The sequence below is a fragment of the Sphingobium amiense genome (assembly GCF_003967075.1).
Classification (GTDB): Bacteria; Pseudomonadota; Alphaproteobacteria; order Sphingomonadales; family Sphingomonadaceae; genus Sphingobium; species Sphingobium amiense.
Map to the genome: position 1 here is coordinate 977,969 of NZ_AP018664.1, position 24,307 is coordinate 1,002,275.

At 67.2% G+C, this 24,307-nt stretch carries 19 protein-coding genes and 2 tRNA genes; 9 read left to right on the forward strand and 12 right to left on the reverse strand.

The features are described 5' to 3' along the window. Positions 1 to 82 precede the first annotated feature (82 nt). Complete coding sequence (locus tag SAMIE_RS04600; protein WP_066701340.1) at positions 83 to 1,357, forward strand: hypothetical protein; 1,275 nt, start codon at positions 83 to 85, stop codon at positions 1,355 to 1,357. Positions 1,358 to 1,445: 88 nt separating this feature from the next. Continuing rightward, positions 1,446 to 2,687 carry a tetratricopeptide repeat protein gene (locus SAMIE_RS04605; RefSeq protein ID WP_066701339.1) on the forward strand — a complete coding sequence of 414 codons (1,242 nt, stop codon included), beginning with the start codon at positions 1,446 to 1,448 and terminating at the stop codon, positions 2,685 to 2,687. Between the two features lie 21 nt (positions 2,688 to 2,708). On the opposite strand, the gene SAMIE_RS04610 is transcribed toward SAMIE_RS04605, so the two are convergent. Continuing rightward, positions 2,709 to 3,182 carry an Lrp/AsnC family transcriptional regulator gene (locus SAMIE_RS04610; protein WP_066701338.1) on the reverse strand — a complete coding sequence of 158 codons (474 nt, stop codon included), beginning with the start codon at positions 3,180 to 3,182 and terminating at the stop codon, positions 2,709 to 2,711. 203 nt (positions 3,183 to 3,385) lie between these two features. Here SAMIE_RS04610 and SAMIE_RS04615 point away from each other — a divergent pair, with 203 nt between their 5' ends. The 6 genes from SAMIE_RS04615 to SAMIE_RS04640 all read left to right on the forward strand — a co-directional run bounded on the left by SAMIE_RS04615 (position 3,386) and on the right by SAMIE_RS04640 (position 11,771). Further along, entirely contained in the window at positions 3,386 to 5,092 is a 1,707-nt protein-coding gene (locus SAMIE_RS04615) for a histidine kinase dimerization/phospho-acceptor domain-containing protein (RefSeq protein ID WP_066701337.1), read from the forward strand. 35 nt (positions 5,093 to 5,127) lie between these two features. Then, entirely contained in the window at positions 5,128 to 6,165 is a 1,038-nt protein-coding gene (locus tag SAMIE_RS04620) for a polysaccharide deacetylase family protein (RefSeq protein ID WP_066701336.1), read from the forward strand. A 25-nt stretch (positions 6,166 to 6,190) separates the two neighbouring features. Further along, positions 6,191 to 6,266 (forward strand) — tRNA-Ile (locus SAMIE_RS04625). Between the two features lie 225 nt (positions 6,267 to 6,491). Beyond that, positions 6,492 to 7,124, forward strand: coding sequence for a hypothetical protein (locus tag SAMIE_RS04630; protein WP_066701335.1), 633 nt, complete (start codon positions 6,492 to 6,494; stop codon positions 7,122 to 7,124). Then, a complete protein-coding gene (locus tag SAMIE_RS04635; protein ID WP_066701334.1) occupies positions 7,027 to 8,565 on the forward strand; it encodes a Y-family DNA polymerase in 1,539 nt (512 codons plus the stop codon). Before SAMIE_RS04630 ends, SAMIE_RS04635 begins: the two co-directional genes overlap by 98 nt. Then, a complete protein-coding gene (locus tag SAMIE_RS04640; RefSeq protein ID WP_066701333.1) occupies positions 8,562 to 11,771 on the forward strand; it encodes an error-prone DNA polymerase in 3,210 nt (1,069 codons plus the stop codon). Before SAMIE_RS04635 ends, SAMIE_RS04640 begins: the two co-directional genes overlap by 4 nt. 4 nt (positions 11,772 to 11,775) lie before the next feature. Here the strand turns inward: SAMIE_RS04640 and SAMIE_RS04645 are convergent, their stop codons facing one another. Beyond that, positions 11,776 to 12,447, reverse strand: a complete 672-nt coding sequence (locus SAMIE_RS04645; protein ID WP_066701365.1) for a spermidine synthase — start codon at positions 12,445 to 12,447, stop codon at positions 11,776 to 11,778. A 117-nt stretch (positions 12,448 to 12,564) separates the two neighbouring features. Between SAMIE_RS04645 and SAMIE_RS04650 the strand changes: the two genes are divergently transcribed. Further along, a complete protein-coding gene (locus SAMIE_RS04650) occupies positions 12,565 to 13,023 on the forward strand; it encodes a hypothetical protein (protein WP_066701332.1) in 459 nt (152 codons plus the stop codon). Here SAMIE_RS04650 and SAMIE_RS04655 read toward each other — a convergent pair. The 10 genes from SAMIE_RS04655 to SAMIE_RS04700 form a co-directional block, all read right to left on the reverse strand. After that, on the reverse strand, positions 12,999 to 14,786 hold the full coding sequence (locus SAMIE_RS04655; protein ID WP_066701331.1) for a hypothetical protein: 1,788 nt from the start codon (positions 14,784 to 14,786) through the stop codon (positions 12,999 to 13,001). The two genes, SAMIE_RS04650 and SAMIE_RS04655, sit on opposite strands and share 25 nt — an antisense overlap. Beyond that, complete coding sequence (locus SAMIE_RS04660; protein ID WP_066701364.1) at positions 14,783 to 16,888, reverse strand: DUF4175 family protein; 2,106 nt, start codon at positions 16,886 to 16,888, stop codon at positions 14,783 to 14,785. The genes SAMIE_RS04655 and SAMIE_RS04660 overlap by 4 nt, the downstream gene beginning before the upstream one ends. Next, complete coding sequence (locus tag SAMIE_RS04665; protein ID WP_126516743.1) at positions 16,885 to 18,024, reverse strand: BatA domain-containing protein; 1,140 nt, start codon at positions 18,022 to 18,024, stop codon at positions 16,885 to 16,887. The genes SAMIE_RS04660 and SAMIE_RS04665 overlap by 4 nt, the downstream gene beginning before the upstream one ends. A 2-nt stretch (positions 18,025 to 18,026) precedes the next feature. Then, positions 18,027 to 18,911: a DUF58 domain-containing protein gene (locus tag SAMIE_RS04670; protein ID WP_066701329.1), complete on the reverse strand. Its 885-nt coding sequence runs from the start codon at positions 18,909 to 18,911 to the stop codon at positions 18,027 to 18,029. Between the two features lie 12 nt (positions 18,912 to 18,923). After that, complete coding sequence (locus tag SAMIE_RS04675) at positions 18,924 to 19,913, reverse strand: AAA family ATPase (protein WP_066701328.1); 990 nt, start codon at positions 19,911 to 19,913, stop codon at positions 18,924 to 18,926. Positions 19,914 to 19,956: 43 nt separating this feature from the next. Further along, on the reverse strand, positions 19,957 to 20,652 hold the full coding sequence (locus tag SAMIE_RS04680; RefSeq protein ID WP_066701327.1) for a DUF4159 domain-containing protein: 696 nt from the start codon (positions 20,650 to 20,652) through the stop codon (positions 19,957 to 19,959). An 18-nt stretch (positions 20,653 to 20,670) separates the two neighbouring features. Beyond that, positions 20,671 to 22,005 (reverse strand): TldD/PmbA family protein, encoded by a 1,335-nt coding sequence (locus SAMIE_RS04685; protein ID WP_066701326.1) that lies wholly within the window; start codon positions 22,003 to 22,005, stop codon positions 20,671 to 20,673. Positions 22,006 to 22,029: 24 nt separating this feature from the next. Next, complete coding sequence (locus tag SAMIE_RS04690; RefSeq protein ID WP_066701325.1) at positions 22,030 to 23,664, reverse strand: TldD/PmbA family protein; 1,635 nt, start codon at positions 23,662 to 23,664, stop codon at positions 22,030 to 22,032. A gap of 256 nt (positions 23,665 to 23,920) precedes the next feature. Beyond that, entirely contained in the window at positions 23,921 to 24,142 is a 222-nt protein-coding gene (locus SAMIE_RS04695; RefSeq protein WP_066701324.1) for a hypothetical protein, read from the reverse strand. Between the two features lie 68 nt (positions 24,143 to 24,210). Continuing rightward, positions 24,211 to 24,287, reverse strand: a tRNA-Pro gene (locus SAMIE_RS04700). Between the last annotated feature and the right edge of the window lie 20 nt (positions 24,288 to 24,307).

The following is a 24,307-nucleotide window of genomic DNA, read 5'->3' on the forward strand; positions in this document are numbered from 1 at the left end:
TTCACGCGACCGCCCCTATTCGGTCGCCAACCCATATTCGACGCCTGCTTCCCCTGTCAGGCGTATAGAGGAGAAGAGGATCATGCGTTTTATTACTCCGATGTCGCTCGCGCTGGTTCTGGCGCTGACTGGCGGCGCGGTTTCGGCGCCGGCTCTGGCCGCCAAGAAGGAAGAGAAGAAGGCTGGTCCCAAGCTCAATCTGTCGCCTGACGTCATCAAGTCGTTGCAGGCGGCGCAGCAGGCATCGGACAAGCAGGACTTTGCCGCTGCCAAGGCCGCGCTCGCCGACGCGGACACCAAGGCGAAGTCGAACGACGACAAATATCAGATCGGCGCGATCAAACTCAACACGTCGATCGTTTCCAAGGACGCCGCGCTTCAGGGCGAGGCGCTGAACCAGATGCTCGACAGCGGTCTGACCCCGCCCGAGCAGGCCGGTCAGTTCAACGCCATCGTCGCGGATCAGGCCGTGCAGGCGAAGAATTTCGACGTCGCCATCCAGCGCGCGGAAGCATCGCTGGCGGCGGGTTACAAGCCCGAGGCTGTGAACCCGACGCTGGCGCAGGCCTATTTCGGAAAGGCGGGGACGACCAATACGGCCGCCGAACCGGGGCGCGGCTACACGGTGAAGGGGCTGGCGGCGCTCAAGGCGGCGGCGGACGCGACCAAGGCATCGGGGCAGCAGGTTCCGGCACAATGGTATCAGATCGGTGTCGGCCGGGCCGAAGCGGCGAAGCTGCCTGACGTGACCGATTGGGCGAAGATGGCCTATGAGGCCCAGCCGAGCGGCGAAAATCTGCGGACGCTGGTGCGCCTGTTCCAGCGCGCGAACCCGACGATCAGCAACCGCGAGAATCTGGACGTGCTGCGCCTGCTGGGCGCGTCTGACGGCCTCGTCATCGCGGCGGACTATACCGAATATGCCGAAATGGCATCGAAGACCGGCATCTATGGCGAGGTCAAGTCCGTCATCGACAAGGGCCGTTCGAAGGGCGTGCTGAACGCCAGCCAGGGCGCGGACCTGTATCAGCCTGCCGTCGCACGGATCGCGGGCGACAAAAGCTCGCTCGGATCGGCGGAGGCCGATGCGCAGAAGGCTGCCAACGGCAAGATCGCGGCGGCGACCGCCGACGCCTATCTCGGCTATGGCGACTATGCGAAGGCGGTGGCGATGTTCGAAGTCGCCAAGCAGAAGGGCGGCGTCGACGCCGATGAGGTCAACACGCGTATCGGCATCGCCAAGATGCTGGGCGGTGACGTGACCGGTGCAAAGGCGGCGTTCAGCGCCGTGCAGGGCGGGGCGCGCAAGCAGATCGCGGGCCTGTGGCTCTCCTACCTCAGCACCAAGGGCGCCTGATCGCATTTCCCATGCCGCCTTCGCCCGATGAGCGAGGGCGGCATGGTCCCCCATTCATGATGCTTTTTCGCGGGAGGCCGTTTTGGCCATGCGTTTTCGTCCCTTCACTTTCCGCCTGTCCCACGCCCTCATCGCTACGGCGCTGATCGCCGGTCCCGCTACCGCCAAGAAGAAAGTGCCGGTCGCGGGGCCACCCATTGTCATGTCGGACACGTTCCGGGCGTCGGTTCAGGCCGCGCAGGCGGCGTTGCGGGCGCGGGATGCCGCGACTGCGCAGGCCCGCATTTCCGCGCTGATGCCCGTCAGCGATTTCGAAGCCTATGTCGCAGCCGGTCTGCGGTTCGAGCTGGCTTCGCAGAAACTCGATCCGCAGGCGCAGCGGGTGGCGCTGACGGACATGTTCAAGACCGGTTCGGTGCCGAAGACCGATGCGCCCAAATTGCGGTTCGCGGCGGCCTATCTTTCCTACAAGGTCGGCAATTATGACGACGCCCTTGCGCAGCTCGATTATGCGAAGACGCTGGGCTATGACGGGGTCGACGCGCTGATGCTGCGGTCGGACATCGCCCTTCGCCGCAACAAGCCGAAGGACGCGCGCGCCTTCGTTCAGCAGGCCATCGCCGCGCAGAAGGCGGCGGGCAAGGACGTGCCGGTCGCCTGGCTGGATAAGGCGATTTCCATGGCCTATCCGGCGAAGGACTGGGCCGAACTGGGCCAGCTCTACCGCGAGCGGCTGAACCGGGTGGAAAATCGGGAGGAATGGCGCACCGCGCTGGTCAATTACCAGACGGCGGCGGAGCTTGAGCCGCAGCTCCAGCTAGACCTTTATCGTCTTCAGGCCGCCAATGGCGCGATGGCGAGCGAGCGCGATTATCAGGCCTATGCGCAGGCAGCCGAGAAAGCGGGCTATTATGCCGAGGCCAAGACGATCATCGAATCGGGCCGCGCCGCAGGCAAGCTGACCGCGACGGATGCGGCTACCGGCCAGATCCTGAAGTCAGTTACGCCCAAGGCAACCAAGGAAATCGCCGCATTGCCCGTGCTCGCCAAGAAGGCGGCGGCGTCGGCCAGTGGCAAGGATGCGCTGGCGGTGGCCGACGATTATTTCTCGCTGGCGCAATATCCGCAGGCGGTGGAGCAATATCGCGCCGCGATTGCCAAGGGCGGCGTCGACGCCGACCGTGCCAATGCCCGCCTTGGCGTCGCTCTCGCCCGGTCGGGCGATCTCGCCGCAGCGCGCACGGCTTTGGCACAGGTGACGGGAAAATGGGCCGCCGTCGCCGGTTTCTGGTCGGTATGGGTCGAGCATAAGGACCAGAAGGCCGCCTGACGGCCTTCTGTCCCATTTGGCTCAGACGGGAAGCGGGACGCCCGGCACGTTCTTCGATGTCCGGATGGTGAGCGAGGTCTTGACGCTCACCACATTGGGCGCGGGCGTCAGCTTGGACGTCAGGAACTGCTGAAAGCTCTGGAGGTCTTTCGCCACGACTTTCAGGATGAAGTCGATTTCGCCGTTCAGCATGTGGCATTCGCGGACTTCGGGCAGGTCGGCGACATGATCCTGAAACGCCTTCAGATCGGCTTCGGCCTGGCTCTTGAGGCTGACCATCGCAAAGACAGTGATGGTGTAGCCCAGCATCGACGGATCGACCACGGCATGATAGGCGGTGATCGCGCCCGCCTCCTCCAGCGCGCGGACGCGGCGCAGGCACGGGGGCGCGGTCAGGCCGACCTTTCGCGCCAGTTCGACATTCGTCATTCTGCCATTGTCCTGCAATTCACCGAGAATTTGCAGGTCGATGTCGTCGATATTGGGGCCGGCCATCAGTTAAATTATTTCCTGTCCAGTTTGCCCTGACGATCATAATAAAATTTCACCGCATTGCAATTGTCCCACTATGCGACGTTCGCATTAGATCGCGATGCGGCCTCGCCCTTTCCCTTTTTGCGACGAGCGCCTACACATGCGCCGACGATTGCGGGGGTCGCCTTCCGCGTCGGAACTGGCGGGGAATTGCGGGGATTTCGGTGCGTTTCAACGACCTGATGCAGACAGTGCTGGCAGCGGGGGACGGCCAAGGGCCGAACTCCGTCACCCTGTGGCGTCAGTGCGTCGATCTGCTGGCGCAGGGCGACCGGGCGGGACGTGGCGAGCTGAACGAAGAAGAGCGCGACGGACTTCTGGCGCGGCTGACGGTTCTTCGCGGCAAGCTGAACGAGACGCAGCGGCTTGCGACGGTGGTGGAACTGGGAGGGCGGCTGCAATCGCCGAACCTTGTCCGCTTCTTCAGCGAAGATCGCCCCGCCGTCGCGGCGGCGGCGATCGCGCGGGCGCGTTTGCCCGACGATTTGTGGGTATCGCTGCTCCCCCAGCTTGGCCCGACGGCGCGGGGCGTGCTGCGCAACCGCAAGGATGTCGGCCCCGCCACCCGCAAAGCGCTGGAAGCCTTTGGCGCGCACGATCTGGTGCTGACCACTTCGCGGCTCGATCTGATCGGGTCCAGCGACCTGCTTCTGACGCCCGAGATGGAATCGGCGGACAACGCCCCCGCCGCCACCGTCACGCCGCTGCCGACCGCCGCGCGAAACGAAAGCCAGATACGCAATCTCGTCGACCGCATTGCGCGCTTTACCAGCGAACGCCGGTCGGCCGAACCGGAACGCCCCGCCGAGCCTGCCGAGGCGCGTGTCTATCCCGATTCCTTCGGGTTCGAAACGGATGCGGCCGGGGTCGTTCGCTGGGTGGACAGGGGGCCGCGCGCGGCGCTGATCGGCCTGTCGCTGGCGGACGCCGCCTATGACGAAGGAAGCGGGCCTGACGGTCATGTCGCAGGAGCTTTCCGCCGCCGCAGCGGTTTCCAGAACGGACGTTTCACGATCGCGGGCGGCGCGATGGCGGGGGAATGGCGGGTGTCCGCTGCGCCCTATTTCGACCCGCAGACGGGCCGGTTTCAGGGATATAGAGGGCAGGCCCGTCGCCCCTATGCGCACGAGGTCGCGCACGATCAGCAGGCTGCCGCCGTAGTCGTAGCGGGCCTGTCGCCCGATTCGCTGCGCCAACTGGTCCATGAACTGCGCACCCCGCTCAATGCGATCCTCGGATTTGCGGAGATCATCGAGAAGGAACTGTTCGGTCCGGCAGGCGATCAGTATCGCGACATGGCGGGCAAGATCGTCGCCGATGCCCGCCATCTGCTGATGGCGTTCGACGATCTCGACCTGTCCGCGAAGGTGTCTGGCGCGGACGACGGGAGCGCGGCGACGGGCGTGGACCCGGCGCTGCTCGTGACCCAGATGGCGAGCCGCTTCCGCGATCCGGGGGACAGGATCATTGATGTCGAACTGGCGGACCGCCTGCCGCATCTGCGGATCGACGCCGTTCAGGGCGAGCGGATATTCCAGCATCTTTTCCGCACCGTCATTTCCGTGGCGCCCGCCGGGGAGGCGATCCGGGGGCGTTGCTGGTTTCAGCCGGAGGGCGCGGGCGGCCATGTCATGATGGCTCTCGACCGTCCGTCCTCCCTTCGCGACATCGAAGAGAGCGCGCTGCTCGACCCATCCTACGATCAAGAGGGGGAGTGGCCGGACGGTCCGCTTCTGGGCCTCGGCTTTTCGCTGCGGCTCGTGCGCGGGCTGGCGGGCGCGTGCGGCGGCCGGCTCGACATTGCGGCTGACCATTTCCTGCTGACGGTGCCTGCGATGATTGCAGCGGGCGAGCTGGCGGATCAGGCCTAACCCTATCGCAAGGATTGCGGGGTAGGGGATAGGGCATGGAGCATCCCTACCATGACGGCAACCTGCTGACACCGCCACAGGCGCAGGATCGCATCGCGCTTAACCCCGCATTCGGCACCCGCTTCATGCTGTTCGTCGATACCGAAGAGGAATTCGACTGGGACGCGCCGTTCAGCCGCGACAGTCATGGCGTCACCGCTTTGGAGGGCATGGCGCGGGGCCAGCGTTATTTCGAGGCGGCGGGGGTCAGACCCGTCTATGTGACCGACTATCCGGTGGTCGACGATGACCGGGCGGCGGCGCTGCTGGGGCAATGGGTGGCGGACGGGACGGCGGATGTCGGCGCGCATCTGCACCCCTGGGTCAACCCGCCGCATGTGGAAACGGTCAACGCCGCCAACAGCTATGTCGGATTCCTGCCCGAGGCGGTGGAGCGGGCGAAGCTGGAAACGCTGTGCCAGCGCATCGCGGACAGGTTGGGCAGCCGTCCCGTCGCCTATCGCGCGGGACGCTATGGCGTGGGGCCGCACAGTGCGCGCCTGCTCGAAGAGGCGGGGTTCCGGCTCGATACGTCGGTGCGCAGCCGGTTCGATTATAGCGGGCAGCATGGGCCGGATTTTCAGGGGCTGCCGCTGTGGCCCTACTGGGCGGGACCGCAGCGGACGCTGGTGGAACTGCCGCTGTCGACCGCCTTTGTCGGGCTGCTGCGCGGCGGGGGCGAGCGGCTGTATCGCACGGTGCAGGCCATGGGGCCGCTGGCGGGCGCGATGGCGCGGGCGCGGTTGCTCAGCCGGGTGCCGCTGACGCCCGAAGGGGTGCCGGTGGCTGACGCGATCGCCGCCATCGACGCGCTGCTGGAAGAGGGCGTGCCCGTGCTGAACATGAGTTTCCACTCGCCGACCCTCGAACCGGGGCACACGCCCTATGTGCGTGACGAAAGCGACCGCGCCGGTTTCTACCGCTGGTGGGACGCGGTGCTGGGCCATCTGGCGCGGCGCGGGGTTCGCAGCGCGAGCCTCGACGAATTTCTGGCGGCGGTTCCAACACGCGCGCAGGCTTGCCAAGCCGCCTGATGCTGCCTATCGGCTGGACGCGGTGGGGCCTGTAGCTCAATGGTTAGAGCTGGCCGCTCATAACGGCTAGGTTGCGGGTTCGAGTCCTGCCGGGCCCACCAGCTCTTCCCCATATCCTGCATTTCTGTTCCGTTGCGTGTGCGGAAGCGATTTCTGTCCGTCGTTTCGCGATTGAGGGGTGGACCTCATCTCATGATGAGAACATAAAGAGAACATCATGAGCGATTCGAGATATGGCAGCGATTGTCTTCTTCCCGGACCGTGGCACTCTGGACCCTTGCGCGCCACGGACTTCCAGTCACGCCCCTTCACTGGAGCGCGGGCGGTTGCACGAGGTTCATTGCGCCGGGGAGGACCGGGCGACGGCGCTCGCCTTTGCACTGGCGATGGCGGATCGCGGCGATGGGGAAGCGGTCTTCCTGCTTCGGGCGAGAGAGCGGCAGCGCAATGCATCGGTGATTTCAGGCGACGCGCTGGCGCTGCTGGGGGTCGATCCCCGGCTATTGACGATCGTGGAGACCGGCGGCGCGGTCGACATGCTGCGCGCGGGGCTGGACGCGGCGCGCTGTCCGGGCGTGGCGACGATCGTCATCGAAAGCGAAGGCCGCTTTGCCGATTATGACCTGACCGCCAGCCGCAGGCTGGTCCTTGCCGCCGAGGCATCCCGCACGGGGATCGTGATCCTGCGCTGCGATGCGGAGCCGCGGTCGAGCGGTGCGCATACGCGCTGGTCGGTCGCCAGTGCGCCTTCGGTCCCGATGGAAGCGGATGCGCCGGGTCCGCCATCCCTCGACGCGCACCTGCTTCGCCTGCGCGGCGGGGCGGCTGGCGGACGCTGGCGATTGATATGGGACGGGCAAGATGGACGGTTTAGAGATGCAGCCCGGCCAGAGGCGGTGCCTGGCGCTGTGGTTTCCTTTCCTCCCCTGCGAAAGGGCGCAGCGGGAGCAGGCGAATGAAGCGGGCGACGCTCCCCCGTTCGCGCTCGTCGCGCGGGTCGGCAATGCACTGCGTCTTGCGTCCCTCGACCGCGTGGCATCGCAGATCGGCCTTGTCGCGGGCATGACGCTGGCGGATGCGCGGGCGCGCTGCCCCGATCTCGTCACCCGGCCCGCCGATCCTCAGGCCGATGAGGAGGAACTGCACCGGCTGCTGGAGCGGATGCGGCGGTTCACGCCGATGGTGAGCATCGACCCGCCCGATGGCCTCATCCTCGACATCAGCGGGTGCGCGCATCTGTTCGGCGGAGAAACGGGCCTGATCGCGCAGGCGAAGGCGCGGGCGGGCTATGGCTGCCGCCATGGCCTTTCTTCCACGGCGATGGCGGCGCGGGCGCTTGCGCGGCATGGAGGCAAGGGGGAGGATGTCGCGCCGCTGCCCGTCGCGGCGCTGGACCTGGACGAAGGCGCGCTGGCGGCGCTGCGGCGGGCGGGATTGCGCACCATCGGCGATCTGGCCCGGCGGCCCCGCAGCATGATCGCCGCGCGCTTTGGCGAGCGGACCGTCCTGCGCCTGCGACAGATATTGGGGGAGGCGGCCAGCCCCATCGCGCCCGCGCGCGCCGTGGACCCGATCCGGTGCGAAGCGCGCTTTCCCGAACCCATCGCGCGGACCGACGATGTGATGGAAGTGATCGAAGGGCTGTTGCAGGAGGCCGCGCGCCGGATGGAGGCGCGGCACGAGGGCGGGCGGCGCTTTCATATCCTGCTGTTGCGCAGCGATGGCGCGCGACAGGAACTGGGGATCGAGACGGGACATCCGGTGCGCGATCCTGCTTCGGTCATGCGCCTGCTGCGGGAGCGGATCGACACGCTCGCCGATCCGCTCGACCCCGGTTTCGGCTTCGATGCGGTTCGCCTCGCGGTGCCGTGGACGGAGGCTCTGGTGGAGCGGCAGCGATCCTGGGACGGGGGCGCGGAAGAGGCGAGGCAGGAGGAGGTGGCGGCGCTGATCGACCGGCTGGGCGTGCGGCTGGGGCCGGAGCGGGTGCTGCGGCTGGTCCCCTGCGACCGGCACCTGCCCGAGCGGGCGCAGCGCATGGTTCCGGCTGCGCAGGCGCTTCCCTCCGCATGGCCGGAGGCGCAGGCCGATCTGCCGCGCCCGCTACTGTTCTTCGACCCGCCGCAGGGCGTTGATGTGATCGCAGGCGTTCCCGACGGCCCACCGCTGCGCTTTCGCTGGCGGGGGCGGCTGCATGAGGTGAAGCTGGCGGAAGGGCCGGAGCGCATCGCCGCGGAATGGTGGCGCAGGCGCGAAGGGCATCAGCCCGGCGGTGCGGGACGCGCGCGCGACTATTACCGGATCGAGGATAGCGACGGGCGGCGTTACTGGATGTTCCGCTATGGCCTCTATGGCGACGAAGCGCAGATCGACTGGTATCTGCACGGCCTGTTCCCGTGAGCGCGCCGCCTTTCGCCGAAGTCGTCGCGGCCACCAATTTCAGCTTCCTGCGCGGGGCATCCCATCCCAGGGAGATGGTCAGACGGGCCGAAGAGCTGGGCATGACCGGCCTTGGCATTGCCGACCGCAACAGCGTGGCGGGCGTGGTGCGCGCGCATCAGGCGCTGAAGGACTTGCAGCCGCTGGGCGCATCACTGCGGCTGATCGTCGGGGCGCGGCTGGTGTTCGCCGACGGGACGCCGGACATCGTCGCCTATCCCACGACCCGCTTCGGCTGGGGCAGGCTGACGCGGCTGCTGACGCTGGGCAACCGGCGCGCGGTGAAGGGGGAGTGCGATATCGCGCTCGGCGATCTGCTCGATCATGCGCAGGGCATGGCGCTGATCGCGATGGATGGCGACGCGGCGCTGCTGGGCCGGTTGCGCGAAGCGACGCCGCATCTCTGGCTGGCGGCGACGATGCATCGCGCGGGGAGGGACGCGCGGATGCTGGCGCGGCGAAAGGCGCTGGCCGCTCGCTGCGCCGTGCCGCTGATCGCGACCAACGATGCGCTTTATGCGCAGGCGGACGACCGGCCGATGCAGGATGTGCTGACCTGCATTCGTGAGGGGATGACCGTGCAGACGGCGGGGCGGCGGCTGGCCGCCAATGCCGAGCGGCATCTGAAAGCACCGCAGGAAATGGTGCGCCTGTTCGCCGCCTGCCCGGAGGCTGTCGCGGTCACACAGGACTTGCTGGGCTGCATCGGCTTCACGCTGGACCATCTTCGCTATGAATATCCGCACGAGCCGGTGCCCGAGGGATGGAAGCCGCAGGACTGGCTGGAGGAACTGGTGCGGCGGAAGGCGGCGGAGCGTTTTCCCGACGGACTGTCCGCCCGATACCGGGAGGTGCTGAAGGAAGAATTCCGGCTGATCCGGCTCAAAAACTATGCCTATTATTTCCTGACCGTCCACGACATCGTCGCCTATGCCCGCAGTCTCGACCCGCCGATCCTGTGCCAGGGGCGGGGGTCGGCGGCCAATTCGCTGGTCTGTTACCTGCTGGGCGTCACGCCGATCGACCCGGTGCGGGAGAAGCTGCTTTTCTCCCGCTTCCTGACCGAAGAGCGGGACGAGCCGCCCGACATCGACGTGGATTTCGAGCATGAGCGGCGCGAGGAGGTGATGCAATATATTTACCGCCGTTACAGCCGCGAGCGGGCGGGCATCGCCGCGACGGTGATCCGCTATCGCCAGCGCAGCGCGGTGCGCGAAGTGGGCAAGGCGCTGGGCCTGACCGAAGATGTGACGGCGCGGCTGTCCGGCACGGTGTGGGGCTGGGGCGGGGAGGGGCTTCCCGAAAGCCGGGTGGCCGAAGCGGGCTTCGATCCCGCCAATCCCGAACTGGCGCGGCTGCGTGACATGGCGGACCGGCTGTACGAGACCCCGCGCCACCTGTCGCAGCATGTCGGCGGCTTCGTGCTGAGCGAGGGGCGGCTCGACGAACTGGTGCCGATCCACAATGCGGCGATGCCCGACCGTACCTTCATCGAATGGGACAAGGACGATCTCGACATGCTGCAACTGATGAAGGTCGACGTGCTGGCGCTCGGCATGCTGACCGCGATACGCAAGAGTTTCGACCTGATGCGCTTGCACGGGCTGGGCGACATGGATCTGGCGACCATCCCGCAGGAAGATGCAGCCACCTACGCCATGCTTCAGAAGGGCGACAGCATCGGCACTTTTCAGGTCGAGAGCCGTGCCCAGATCGCCATGCTGCCGCGCATGAAGCCCAAAAAGCTATACGACCTCGTCATCCAGGTCGCGATCGTGCGGCCGGGACCGATTCAGGGCGGGATGGTGCATCCCTATCTGCGGCGGCGGAACGGGGAAGAGGTAGCGGAACTGCCGGGGCCGCCGTCCAATCCGTGTGAGCTTGAGGACGTGCTGGGCAAGACGATGGGCGTGCCGCTGTTTCAGGAGCAGGCGATGCGGCTGGCGATTGTCGCGGCGGAGTTCACGCCCGCGCAGGCGGACGGACTGCGCCGCGCCATGGCGACCTTTCGCCGGACGGGGCAGGTCAGCAAATATCAGACGGAGCTGATCGAAGGCATGGTGAAGCGCGGATATGAGCGCGACTTTGCCGAACGCTGCTTCAAACAGATTGAGGGGTTCGGCGAATATGGCTTTCCCGAAAGCCATGCGCAGGCGTTCGGATGGCTCGCTTATGTGTCTTCGTGGATCAAGTGCCACTATCCGGCGGTCTTCACCTGCGCGCTGCTGAACAGTCAGCCCATGGGCTTCTATGCGCCTGCGCAACTGGTGCGCGACGCGCAGGAACATGGCGTCGAGGTGCGGCCGGTGGACGTGCAGGCAAGCGCGTGGGCCAGCAGTCTGGAGGGGGAGCGGGTGTTGCGGCTCGGCCTTGGCCGGATCGACGGATTTCGGGAGGAATGGGCGGGAAAGCTGGCCGCCGCGCGGGCGCAGGCGCCGATCCGCGACATGGAGGATCTGGCACGGCGGGCCGGGCTGCCCTCCCGCGCGCTGCACCTGCTGGCGGACGCCGATGCGCTGCGGTCGATCGGGCAGAACCGGCGGCAGGCGGGGTGGGAAGCGCGGCGGATGCCGCCCGCGCAACTACCGCTCTTCGCCGCGCAGGACTTGCCTGAACTGGGCAGGGAAGCCGATCCCGACCTGCCCGCCATGCCGCTGTCGGAGGAAGTGGCAGTTGACTATCAGACGCATCGCCTCTCGCTCAAAGGGCATCCGATGCAGTTTCTGCGCGACCGGTTCGCCCGTCACGGGGCGGTGGATTGCGCCACCGTCAACCGCGCAAAGGACGGCGCGAAGGTGCGGGTGGCGGGCGTCGTGCTGATCCGCCAGCGGCCCGGCAAGGGCAATGCGGTCTTCATCACCATCGAGGATGAGAGCGGGATCGTCAACGCGCTGCTGTGGGCGCGGGACATGGAAAAGCAGCGGCGCGCGGTGATGGCGTCGCGCCTCATGCTGATCGACGGGACGGTCCAGCGCAGCAAGGAGGATGTCGTGCACCTGATGGTGGACCGCGTCACCGATGCGAGTCGGGCGCTCGACTTGCTGCACGAACAGCCCATTATGCGCGGGGATGAGGTTACCCACCCGGCGCAGCCGCGCGCCATGCCTTCGCCCCGCCGCCATCCGCGCGACGTGCGCATCCTGCCCCGGTCACGCGACTTTCATTAGAGGATCAGCGCTTCGTCGCGAACCAGATGACATGGCGCGGCCCCTTGCCATTGTCGCGTGCCTTGACCGCCACTTCATCGACCAGATAGCCGCCCTGTTTGAGGCGGCGGGCGAAGGCGTCGTCCGATCCCGCCGACCAGACCGCGAGAATGCCGCCGGGTTTCAGCGCCGCCTTCGCTGCTTCCAGCCCGGCGGGGGAATAGAGACGGTCGTTGGCCGCAGCCGTCAGCCCGTCGGGACCGTTGTCGACGTCGAGCAGGATCGCGTCATAAGCGGCGCGGGCGCGGCCGATCACCGGCACGACATCCTCGATCAGCAGATCGACGCGCGGGTCGTCGAGGCATCCGGCCATCAGGTCGGCCATCGGGCCGCGCGCCCACTCGATGATTTCCGGCACCAGTTCCGCCACCGTCACCCGCGCCGACGCATCCAGCACGCCCAGCGCCGCGCGCAGCGTGAAGCCCATGCCGTATCCGCCGACCAGCAGGTGCGGCGCCCTGCGGCCCTTCAGCCGCTCGATGGTCATGAGGGCGAGCTGCTTTTCCGACCCGCTCATCCGGCTGCTCATCAGCTCGTTGCGGTCGAGCACGATCATATGGTCGTTACCGCGCCGGTAGAGCTTCAGCTCCTGCCCGCCCGGCACCGGCGCCGAACCCAGATATTCCCGCGGGATCATGATCGCGTCCTTCTTGTCCTTACACGTCCGGGCGCATGGCAGCTTGGCTTCCGCGACGCAAATGCTACAGGCGGCGGGCACCATCGCTTTCCGTCCTTGCAGGCAGCTTCCCTTTTCATGCGCTATTTCCTCGACACTGAGTTCAACGGCTTTGGCGGCGCGCTCATCAGCGTGGCGCTGGTGCCCGAGGATGGCGATCAGGAACTCTATATCTCGCTGCCGCTGCCCGACGCGGTCGAGCCGTGGGTGGCGCAGAATGTCATTCCCTATCTCCGGCTGGTGCCCGAGGGCGTCGATCACGAACTGGACCGGATCGAGGCGGCGGATATGGTCGCCGCCTATCTGGCGGGCGATCCCGATCCGGTCATCATCGCGGACTGGCCCGAAGACCTCGCCCATTTCTGCGCGCTGCTGGCGACCGGGCCGGGGCAGATGGCGGGCGTGGACTTCGGCCTGCGGCTGGAACTCATCAACGCGGCGGGGTTCAGCGCCGCCGCCAACAGCCGCGTGCCGCACAACGCCCTGCACGACGCGCGAGCGCTGCGGGACTTTTACATGGTCGACCGGGCGTCCTGATTTCGCCCGAAGCGGCTGCGCTCCAGCCACCAGAGCAGCGCGACCGCCATGAGCCAGCCGAGCCACCAGAGCCATGGCGGGACCGATGGCGCGGCGGCGGCTGCGGGGCGGTCCCGTTGCGACGAGGCGAGCAGGGCCGTGGCCTGGCGGTCGCGGGCTTGGCGCAGGGCAGGCAGCGCGCCGCGATCATGGACATAGGCGGCCCGCCACGACTTGCCGTCCCGCACCCGGAACCAGCCAGCCTTTTCCGGCCAGAAGGCGGCGCAGCCGTTGACGGGCGCAAGCTGCGTGCGCCGTCCGTCCGGCCCCTCCAGCCGCGCCGGTCCCGTCAGACCGCATAGCGTGGTGCGCTCGCCTGCCCAGTGAAGGGCGGTGTCCACGATGCCGGTCGGCGCGGGCCGGGCGACGGCGGAAAGCAGGGCGCTCCACCAGTCGCCATGCAGGTCGCGCCGCCCGGTCAGTGTCAGGCCGTAGCTGTCGGTGCCGGTGAAGAGCGCCACGCGCCCCCGGCCGATGGCGCGCCACCCGGCAAGCGTCCTGCCGCCCGCATCGCGCAGGATTGGCACGACGCCCGCGCCTTCGGGCGCCAGATCGACGCGGTTGATGTCGGGCAGCGGATCGTCGGGGGAGGCGATGTCGGGTGGGCTGCCTTCGTCGCCGATGCCCTGCCGGGTTGTGGCGATGGCGGGCGGGTGGACCGGTGGCAGGGCGAGCGGAACGACGCGGTTGGTGCCGCCGAGCGCGAAGCCCAGCGCCCGCCATTGCGCGCGGGTCGCGGCGTCGAGCGGGCCGGACGCCCGCAGGATCAGGCCGAGGCCGCTCGCAGCCGCCGAAGCCAGCGCGTTTCGCGCGGCGGGCCAGCTTCTGTCATCGACGATAGCGGCGTCGAACCGCGCGAGGCTGGCCGCATCGAGCGGAACGGGCGCATCGCCGAGCGAAATGCCACCGCCCGCCGCCATCTGCGCGACGACATCGAACCCCGCATCTTCGGCCCAGCGCCGCAGATATTTGGCTTCGGGGCCGGGCGCGCCGGAAAGGATGAGCAGGCGAGGGCGCGGCGTTTCCTCGACCCACAGGGGCACCGTTGCCTTCTCGATCACGCGTTTGCCCCGCAGGATGCGCAGGGTGAAGCGCGCGGTTCCTGCCGCGCGTGCCGTGCCCGCCAGCAGAAAGCCGCCGTCCTCGCGGACCGGCTGTGCATCGGTGACGCGGCCCGCCGGGTCGAGCAGTTCGACATCCGCGTCCGGCATTCCGGCGACCGTGCCGCCGACTTCGAACCGCGATCCGGGCGCGATGGCTGGCGGTGGAGCGAGATGAGTGAGGCCGGTCGGAAAAGCACCCGCGTTAAACTGGACCGAAAGCCCGCGCGCCTGATCCACGTCGCGGGGCTTGAGGCCGTTGCCCAGCACACGGATCGTCCGAACGCCGGGATAGCGGCGAAGCGCCGTGGCGAGATCCGGCGCGCGTTCCCCACCGGCGATGGAGGGCGCTTCGGGAAGGAGGATCAGCGGATCGCCGCCCGCTGACGCGAGACGGGGCGCGCCTGCCGTCGCGATCCGAAGCGACGCGGTCTGCCCGATTGAGGCAGGTGGAAACAGGGCGCAGTAAAGGAGGATGGCCGTCACCGGCTGAAGCGTCAGGAGAAGTGCGAGCCGCCACGGGTGCGCCCGCTGCGCGGCGGACCTTTGCCAGAGCAGGAGGCGTATGGCGGCGCCCAGCGTCGCCAGTGCCAGCAGCGCGGCCACGATCGTCTCGGGCTTCATCGCGCGCGTCCGATCAGGCCAAGATAGCGCGCGCCTGCGGCGTCGGGCGCAGGACGGCGTGTAGCCTGCCCCAACGGACGCTCCATCGCGCGCCAGAGTTGAGCGCGGAGCGCTTCGCGGCAGGACGCGCAGGCGGGATCGCGCCGCACCGCATCCATCGCCCCGGTCAGCGCCAGCGCGTCAGGAAGGCGCAAGGCGTTGGCGCGGCTCCAGCGTTCCAGCGGCGCAAGGTCGATGGCGCCACGGATCGCATCCGGCCCTTCGCCGAGCGCGCGCCATGCTGCGGCTGCCGGGCCGTCGCCGCGTTCCGCCGGGACGGTCGGCAATATCCGGCTGGCGATCCCCTCCCGCTTGCCCGTCATCCGCCGCGACGGATCGAACGGCGGCAGTTCCGGCCCGACGCGGGAGAGGAAGATGCGCGTCGCCTGCTGCACTTCCTTGATGAAACGCAGCGCCTTGGTGGCGAAGGGGAGGGCAAGGTCGGGATGCCCCTGCTTGAGTTCGCGTTCGGAGAGCCACATCTGGTCCACGGCCTGCTTCAGGATCGCGCGGGTTTCGGGAGGGAGGCTGGACGCCTGCGAATCGTCGTGCGGATGGCCGAAAGCGGCGAGCACGTCTTCGGGCGCGCCGAAGCCGGACGCGGATGGGGCGGGCGGGCCGCCATGGTCGTGGCCGTCGGCTTCCCCGTCTGCTGTCGGCAGCGCGGGTTCACCTTCCTCCTCACCGCCCAGAAACTGACTGTAGCGGCCGCGCAGGACCTGCTGGTCGCCGCCGATCGACGTGGAGCGGGCGAGATAGCGGTCGGCGGATAGGGTCCGCCTTTGCTTCAGCAGCGCCTGCGCGTCGATGATGATCTGCCGCTGGCTGCGGAAATAGGCAGGCAGGGTGGTGTTGACCATGCCGGTGAGGCCGCTGCTTTCGGGCTGCCGCGCGGATGGCCAGCGCAGGATCAGGCTGGGTCCGCGCACTTCCTGCGGATTGGGGCTGCGATTGTCGCGGACGATCAGTTGCACGACCATGTCGCCGCCCGCCGAAAAGCCGAAGCGGGCGAAGTCGAGCGTCGGGGCGAAGCGCTTTTCGCGCGCGCTGCCGTTGCCCGCCACTGCGACTTCCCGCTCGCTGAAGGTGACATTCTCGCCTTCTCCGACCGCCAGCGTGACGCGCAGCCGCGCCGAGGGCGCAACGCCATAATCGTCAGTGGCGGCGAAGACGGGTGTCCAGCTTCTCTGGCCGGGCGACACCATGGTGAGGCCCGTAGCCGGGGAAAGCGCCTTCACCTGCGGCGGCATATCGGGTGTCGCGTCGATGCGGTGGAGAGGCGGGGTTGGCCCTCGCCCCTGCGAAGGATCGACGCGGTAGAGGAAGGCGGCGTCGGCGGTCCGGCTCGCAATCCAGTCGCCGCCATCGCGGTCGAGCGCGACCGGCTGGCCGCCGAGCATCAGGAGGCGCGGGACGCTGGCGTCGGGGGAGAAGCGCAGCCGCCATTCCAGCCGCGATCCTGTCGGCACGCGGGCATCGAGGGACGCGGAATCGCGGAACGGCAGGCCGGTATAGGCGGGCGGGATGATGCGGAGATTCTGCGCCACCAGACGGGGGATGCCGGGCGATGGCGGCAATCCTTCCTTGCCGGGGCTGAGCGCGGGCACATCATGCGACGGGCGCGGCCAGAGCAGGGCGAGCGCCACAGCGACCGCGCACAGCGCTGCAACCGCTGCCAGTGAGCGGATGTGCCACGGGGGCGCGAGTGTGTCGCTGTCGATGGATTGCAATCGTTCCCCGATCCGCGCCCGCTGTAACCGTTCGAGGGGGCCGAGGGCATCGTCCCGGAACGGCAGCGCGCTGCTGTCTTCCAGTTCGGAATGGCGGGCGTCGAGCGTTCGGGTCAGCCAATGGGGCGTGAAGCGGCTCGCGCGGCGAAAGGCGACAGCGAAAGCGACAGGTAAGAGGAGAATCGGAACGACTGCTGCTGCGACCGGGCCAGCGACGCGAAAGAGGATGGCGGCCAGCGCGAGCAGCAGGGGGGCGGCGAGCGCCGCTGTCTCGATCAGCGCGCGGCGACGGGCGGGTGCTGTCCAGAGACATGCGGACGCTGGCTCCGTCATGGGGCTGGCGCCCGGCTTCGCCGCGTCGCGATCCAGCGTTCGGCGCACAGGAGCGCGGCGATCAGCACGGCCAGCCACGGCCGCAGGTCATCGGGCCGGGGGAGCGGCGAGGGGCCGCCGGTAAGAGGCGCATAGTCCGACGTCTGAACGCGCGTGGGGGGCGGCGCCGGGGCGATCAGGTCGCGCAGACGGTCAGGAAAGTCGCTTTCGAGCAGCAGGGGCATCTGCGATGGAGACAGCGAACGAGACAGGTGGACCAACTGCCCGCTGCCGATCTTCCCCTTGCGGGCGAGAATGCCGCCCTGCGGATCGAACCAGACGGGGAAGGCGGTGAGATCATCAGGCCAGAGCGCATCGGACGCGATCACCGCATGCCCGCCGCGCGCGACCCATGACCGGAGAGCGTCGGGCAGGCTGCCGCCCGCCATCCAGAACAGAGTGACGCTGGTCGGCGGGAGTGGGGCGGATGGCGAAGCGATGTCGATCTGTGCGGGGTCGCCCGGCGCTGCCCATGCGGCGCCTGCGGCGCGCAGGTAGAGGACGGACGAGCGATGGGCGGCGTCCGCGCGGACGGCGATGGGCGGCGGCGGTGCTACCGGAGCGGATGGCGCGGGCCTGGCTCCCCCGGTGATGTGCCAGCGAACGGGTCGCGACAGACGGGGGCGCTCGGCATCGGCTCCGTCCAGAATGGGGGGCGCGACGATGGCGATCTGCGTGCCGGGCGGCAGGGTGGCGTCGAGTTCGCGGAGGAGGCTTGCGGTCGGCAGGCTGCCGGAAGGGCGGGGGGTGTCGAGCGACGGAAAGCCGGGGGCGAGCCAGTGCGCTTCAACTTGGTCGTTCGTATTCCCGTGATAGCTCGCGCCGGGAATGACGGCGACATAGGGCTGGCTGTCCGCCGCGCCGATCAGCACCGGCTGGGCCAGCCACAGCGCGGCGACAACAAGGAGAATCAGCCGCAGGGCCAGCAGCAGCCGTTCGTCGAAGCGCAGGCGCGATCGGGGCCTGGGCCTTTCCCGAAGCCAGCGCAGCGCGGCGAAATCGGTCAGCTTCTGCTCGCTGCGGCGGGCGATGTGGATGGCGAGTGGCACCAGCACGCCCGCCAGTGCGGCAAGGCCGAGCGGGAAGAGCAGGGTCATCGTCAACGGGGTGCCTCGCCCTTGGCGAACAGGCGGCGGAGCGGCAGATCGACCGGTTCGTCCAGCGCGTGCGCGACATGGCCGACGCCCGCGCTGTCGAGCCGTCGATGGAGGTTCTCGCGCGCCTGCGCAAAGCGGGCGAGGAAGTCGGCGCGCAGCGCGGGGCCATCCGCCAGCAGTTCCTCGCCGGTTTCCGGATCGCGGAAGCGGTGGCCGCCGTCGAAGGGGAAGTCGCGCTCCGCCACCGTCAGCATCTCGACCACCAGCGTTTCGCGTCCCGCCGCCAGCTTTTCTGCAAGCGCTATGGCCGCTTCGTCGAAACAGTCGCTGAGCAGCAGGACGAGATCGTGCCTGCCCACCCGTTCCCAGAGCGGCGCGAGTTGCGCTGCATCGGCGAAGCGGCGCGCGGGAGGCAGGGCGGTGAGCGCGATGCGGACCCGGTCGCGCTGGCGAAGGCCGGTGGCTGCGGGAACCAGCGTGAGGCCCGTATCGCCCAGTGCGACGAGGCCGAAGCGGTCGCCCTGCTGCATCGCGAGTTCGGCGATGGCGGCGGCCATGGCCTTTGCCGCGTCGAGGCGCGAATATGCGGGCCGGTCGGCGTCCGCCTGCGCCATGGAGGCGCTTATGTCGATCAGGGTCCAGATCGCGACGGGGCTTTCGCGCTCCGCCTCCCGGACGAAGAATTTGTCCGAGCGGGCGTAGAGCTTCCAGTCGATCTGCCGCAGTTCATCGCCCGGTTCGTAGGCGCGATACTGGGCGAATTCGAGGCCCGCGCCACGGCTGTGGCTGCGGTGCAGGCCGATGCCCTGCGCGCCGACCGCGCGGCGCGTGACGATGCGCAGGCCGCGCAGGCGGCTGCGGACATCGGGAGGCAGCAGGTCGCTCATCGCGCGGCGGATTCAGGCGAGCGGAACGGCGCGGACCAGCGCCGCGACCACATCGTCAGCGCTGCGTCCTTCGGCTTCGGCAGCGAAGGAGAGGAGAAGGCGATGGCGCATCACGGGTGCGGCGAGGGTGGCGATGTCCTCCCGCGTGGCGGCGAGACGGCCGTGCAGCAGCGCGCGCGCCTTGGCGCAGAGGATGAGCGCCTGCCCGGCGCGAGGGCCGGCGCCCCATTTCACATATTTGCGGATGTCCTCGGGAGCCATGTCACCGGGACGGCTGGCACGGACGAGGCGCGTGACCCAGGCGAGGAGATCGTCGCTCAGATGCACGTCGCGCACCAGCGCCTGAAGCGCCAGCACTTCCTCACCCTGCATGACGGCGGGGACGCGCGCGCCGCCCGAGCCGGTCGTCTGGGCGAGGATGGCGCGTTCTTCCTCTTCGGTCGGATAATCCACGCGGATGTGGAGGAGGAAGCGGTCGAGCTGCGCTTCGGGCAGGGGGTAGGTGCCTGCCTGCTCCAGCGGGTTCTGCGTCGCCAGCACGAAGAACGGGGCGGGCAGGCGGTGGGTGATGCCCGCGTAGCTGACCGTCTTTTCCTGCATGGCTTCGAGCAGGGCGGCCTGCGTCTTGGGCGGAGTGCGGTTGAGTTCGTCCGCGAGGAGGAGGTTGGTGAAGACCGGACCCTGCTGGAAACGGAAGCTGCGATGGCCGGTGCCGTGGTCCTCTTCCAGCAATTCGGTGCCGAGGATGTCGCTGGGCATGAGGTCGGGGGTGAACTGGACCCGGCGGAAGTCGAGTTTCAGCGCATCGCCCAGCGAGCGGACGAGGAGGGTCTTGCCGAGGCCCGGAACGCCTTCCAGCAGGCAGTGGCCGCCCGCCAGCAGGCCGATCAGCAACTGTTCGACGACCTCCGCCTGCCCGACGATCGCCTGCCCGATCGCGGCGCGCAGATCGCCGAGGCGCGCGATGCGGTCATGAATTTCGGATTCGGTTATGTCTTTCATTTTCAGTCCCTTGCTGGGATATTCTCAGATGAAATGGAAATCGTCAAACCGACAGCGCATACATCACGATGTTGACTGCGAACTTCGTATTGTCTTCCGCGAGGAAGCGTTTGTTGCGCCAGTCATAGTCCCATTCGCAGCCATAATCCTTGTTGCTGTAGAGGACGCCCAGCCGTCCGTTCACCTCTATGCCCTTGAGATAATCGTGGATGAGGTCATCGCCCCAGCCGTTCAGTTCGAGCGTGGTGTTGGGCGGTCCGTCGAATTTGAAGAAGCTGCGGTAGAGGCCGTGGGTCTTGGGCAGCGGCTTCAGCGCTTTGGGGCCGAAGATCTTGCCCATCTGCGCTTCGAACGAGCGGGCGAAGAGGCCGTCTATGTCATGGTTGCAATCGTCCACCATGACAAAGCCGCCATTGCGCACATAGCGTTCGAAATTGCGGCGCTCTGCGGGGGAGAACTCGACCAGCTTGTGCCCCGCCATGTAACAGAAGGGGGCGGTCAGCATCCTGGGGTCCGACAGCGGAACCACATGCTCCTTCGGGTCCACCCGCAGCGTCGTATAGTCGATCAGCGAGGTGATGATGTTGGACGGCGTCCGCTGGTCCACGTCCCAGTCGCCCGAGTCATAGCGAAGACGAGTGAACCAGAAGTCGTAGCCGCCCGCAGCGGACAGCGGCCGGGCGAGCATCGCGCTCGCCAGACCGCCCGCCATCAGCCGGAGAAAGTCACCGCGCGTCATCCTCCGGCCGTCATCCCTTTACACCGCGTCCGACAGCGAGGTGAAGGTGAAGTCGCGCAGCTTCATGGGCGGGATCACCATCACCATGTCGCTTTCATCGCTCTTCACGCGGACGGGCTTGCCCAGTTCCTCGACATTGTTGAGCATGATGACCGGGCTTTCGTTGAAGCGGAAATTCTTCACCGGATATTTGATCTGCCCGTTTTCGATATAGAAGGTGCCGTCGCGGGTCAGGCCCGTCAGCAAAACCGTCTGCGGATCGACCATGCGGATATACCATGTGCGCGAGACGAGAATGCCGCGTTCGGTCGTGCGGATAAGGTCAGCGGTCGATTTGGTGCCGCCTTCCATGATGAGATTGCCGAATTCAGCCTGTTCGGGCCGCCCCTGTTTCTGCGACCAGTAGCGGCTGTAGTTCATGTTGAGGAGCTTGCCGTTCTGGATGATTGGCATCTTCCTGCGGGCGACGCTCTCCGAATCCCACGGATAGATGGCCGCGCCGGGATAGGCGGGGTCGGTGAACATGGTGACCTGAGGCCCATAGACCTGCTCGCCCAGCTTGTTGCCGCCGCCTTTCTTCGACAGGAAGCTGCGGCCTTCGTCGGCGGAGCGCGCGTCGAAATAGAACATCATGAAGGCGATGAGACCGGCGGCGGCGGCGGGTTCGAGGATGACGGTATATTTGCCCGGCTCCAGCGCCTGCGCGCCTGCCGATGCGCTGGCCTTGCGCATGGCGACGCGGATGTCCTCGCCCGCGCTGAATTGCGCCACGTCCTGCACATTATGGCCGACCCAGCCCGATCCGCGCCCGTCCTCCGTCCGAACGGTGCAGGTATAATCGCTGCTGCTGCCGGTCTGGTATCCGTAATTACCCTTGCTGTTCATGAAGGCGACGAAGCCCGCCTGATCCTCCAGATAGCCCGCCGCGACGAGCTTTTCGGCGCGGCAGGGGGCGATGGATTCGGCGGCGACCTTCGCGCGGTAAGCGGGCGTTATGCCAGCGGTCGAAGCGCTGAACGTGTCGGTCTTCATGTAGGTCTGCTTGGGAACGGCGGGCATGAATTCCGGGTTTTCCGGCGCCAGCTTCGCCAGTTCTTCGGCCCGTCGCACGACTCGTTCGAGCGCGGCGTCATCGAACTGGTTGATGGTGGCAATGCCGACGCGCTTGCCATAGGCGACCTGCACCTGAAGCTCGATATCGTCGGTGATGCCTGCGGTCGATACGTCGTTGCGGGCGAAGCGGATATTGCCGCGTGTGTTGCCGGTCAGTTGGGCGGTGCATTCGTCCGCCTTGGAAAAGCCAAGAACCTTGGTCAGAATCGCCTTGGCCTGCGCTTCGGGAAGGATGCTCATCTATCTGTCTCCTGAAACGGTCTGTCAGCCGAGCGAGCGGGCGGTGTTGATGACGTTGATGCCGTTGAAGCGCGCGGTCGACGATCCGTGCGACACGGCGGATACCTGAGCGGGCTGGCCCTTGCCGTCGAAGAAGGAGCCGCCGAGCCGATAGTCGCTGGCGTCGCAGACTCCGGCGCATGCGTTCCAGAATTCGGGCGTGCGGATCTGGTAGGCGACATCCTCGATCTGCTGCGTGATCCTGCCGTTCTTGATCTCGTAGAAGAGCTGCCCGCCGAACTGGGCGTTGTAGCGCTGCTGGTCGATGGAGAAGCTGCCGTCGCCGATGATGTAGATGCCGTCCTCGACATTGGCGATCATGTCGGCGACGCTCATTTTCTGCTTGCCCGGTTCCAGGCTGACGTTGGCCATGCGCTGAAACTGCACGTTGGACCAGCTATCGGCATAGGCGCAGCCGTCCGATTCCTTCTTGCCTTCGATATGGGCCTGATCGCGGATCGCCTGATAGCCGACCAGCTTGCCGTCGCGGATCAGATCCCACTTCTTTGTCTTGATGCCTTCATCGTCATAGGCGACCCCGCCGAGGCTGCCGGGCTGGGTCTTGTCGGCGACGATGTTCACCTTGTCGCTGCCATATTGGAAATGGGCCTGCAGCTTGTCCATCGTGGCGAAGCTGGTGCCCGCATAATTGGCTTCGTAGCCGAGCACGCGGTCGAGTTCGAGCGGGTGGCCGACCGATTCATGGATGGTGAGCCAGGTGTGCGACGGATCGAGCACGAGGTCGTATTTGCCGGGCTTGACGGAGGTCGCCTTGATCTTCGCCTGCGCCTGTTTGGCGGCGGCGACGGCGTCTTCCTTCATGTCGTAGCTGTTGCCGTAGACGGTGACGCCGTTGGGCAGCACGGTCTTGCCGCTCGCCGCGCCGTCGAGATATTCAAACCCCATGCCCATCGGCGCGGACAGTCCCTCGCGGGTGCGGAACTTGCCGCTGGCCTTGTCCACCGCGGTCACTTCGATCGGCGCCCAGATGCGGTGCACGTCCTGGTCGATGTAGCTGCCGTCGGTGCTGGCGAAATATTTCTGTTCGTTGACGAGGAAGAGGATGGATCGGATAAAGCTCGCGCCCGCGTCCAGCGCGGCGGCGTTGACGCCCATGAGCAGATCGACCTTGTCCTTGATCGGCACGGTCATGCTGTTTTTGACGAGGGGCGTGCGCCAACTGACTTCGCCCACGCCCTTTGCCGGAGCGAGCTGGACCGGAGCGCTCTGGCCCGGTGCGTTGGCTTTGGCGATGGCGACGGCTTCGGTCGCTGCCTTCGCCACCGCGTCCGGCGTCAGGTCGTTGGTGGCGGCAAAGCCCCATGCGCCGTTGGCGATGACGCGGATGCCGACGCCGGTCGATTCGGTGTTGACAATATTTTCGACATTGCGTTCGCGCGTGATGACGAACTGGCGCAGGTAGCGGCCGACGCGCACGTCGCAATAGGTCGCGCCCGCGCTCTTCGCGCTGTTCATCGCGGCGTCCGCCAACTGCTTCTTGAAGGCGACGGGGAGGGCGCTGTTCAGTTCCTCGGCGGCGATGACGCGCCCGAACATGGACGGCAGCGCAAGCCCGCCGATGCCTGCGGCCCCAAGGGCCAGAAAATCGCGTCTGTGCAAGGCTGTGTCTCCTGCCTGAGATGCCCGCATGGCGCGGGTCGATTTTTGCCGGGATACGGCCGGGCCGCCATATCCGATTGATATGGCAGATCATCGCCGCCCGCCGGGGCAGGGTCAAACAACTTTTACGATTGCAAAGCAATGCTCCCCGACCTTTCGATACATGTCATCTGTCGAAAAGGTCTGGGCAGAGTTCGGGCGCGTAACAGCGAACAGCGGAGGCGGACGATTTAACTCCGCTCGGCGATGGCCGATGTCAGGGCTGGCTGACGTTGGCGACCGCGCCGTTCTGCGCATTCACCCGGTCTGCGCCGGACCGGTCGGTCGAGAGAAATCCCGATCCCACCACCACCAGCATCACGAGGATGACGAGCACGAGGCTGATCGCCAGCACATTGCGGTTGAGCTTCGAGCGCGATCCGCTGCGCGCGTCGACCTTGCTGATGTGGGGCGCGTCGTCCGGCTGTGTGTTCTGCATGGCGTCCTCCGTTTATCCACAAGCGCATGGAGTGCGTGGTGGTTCCGGCGGACGCGCAAGAAGAAATGTGGTCGGGGAAAGAGGATTCGAACCTCCGGCCCCTGCCTCCCGAAGACAGTGCTCTACCAGGCTGAGCTATTCCCCGACCGATGCCAGAGCCGCTTG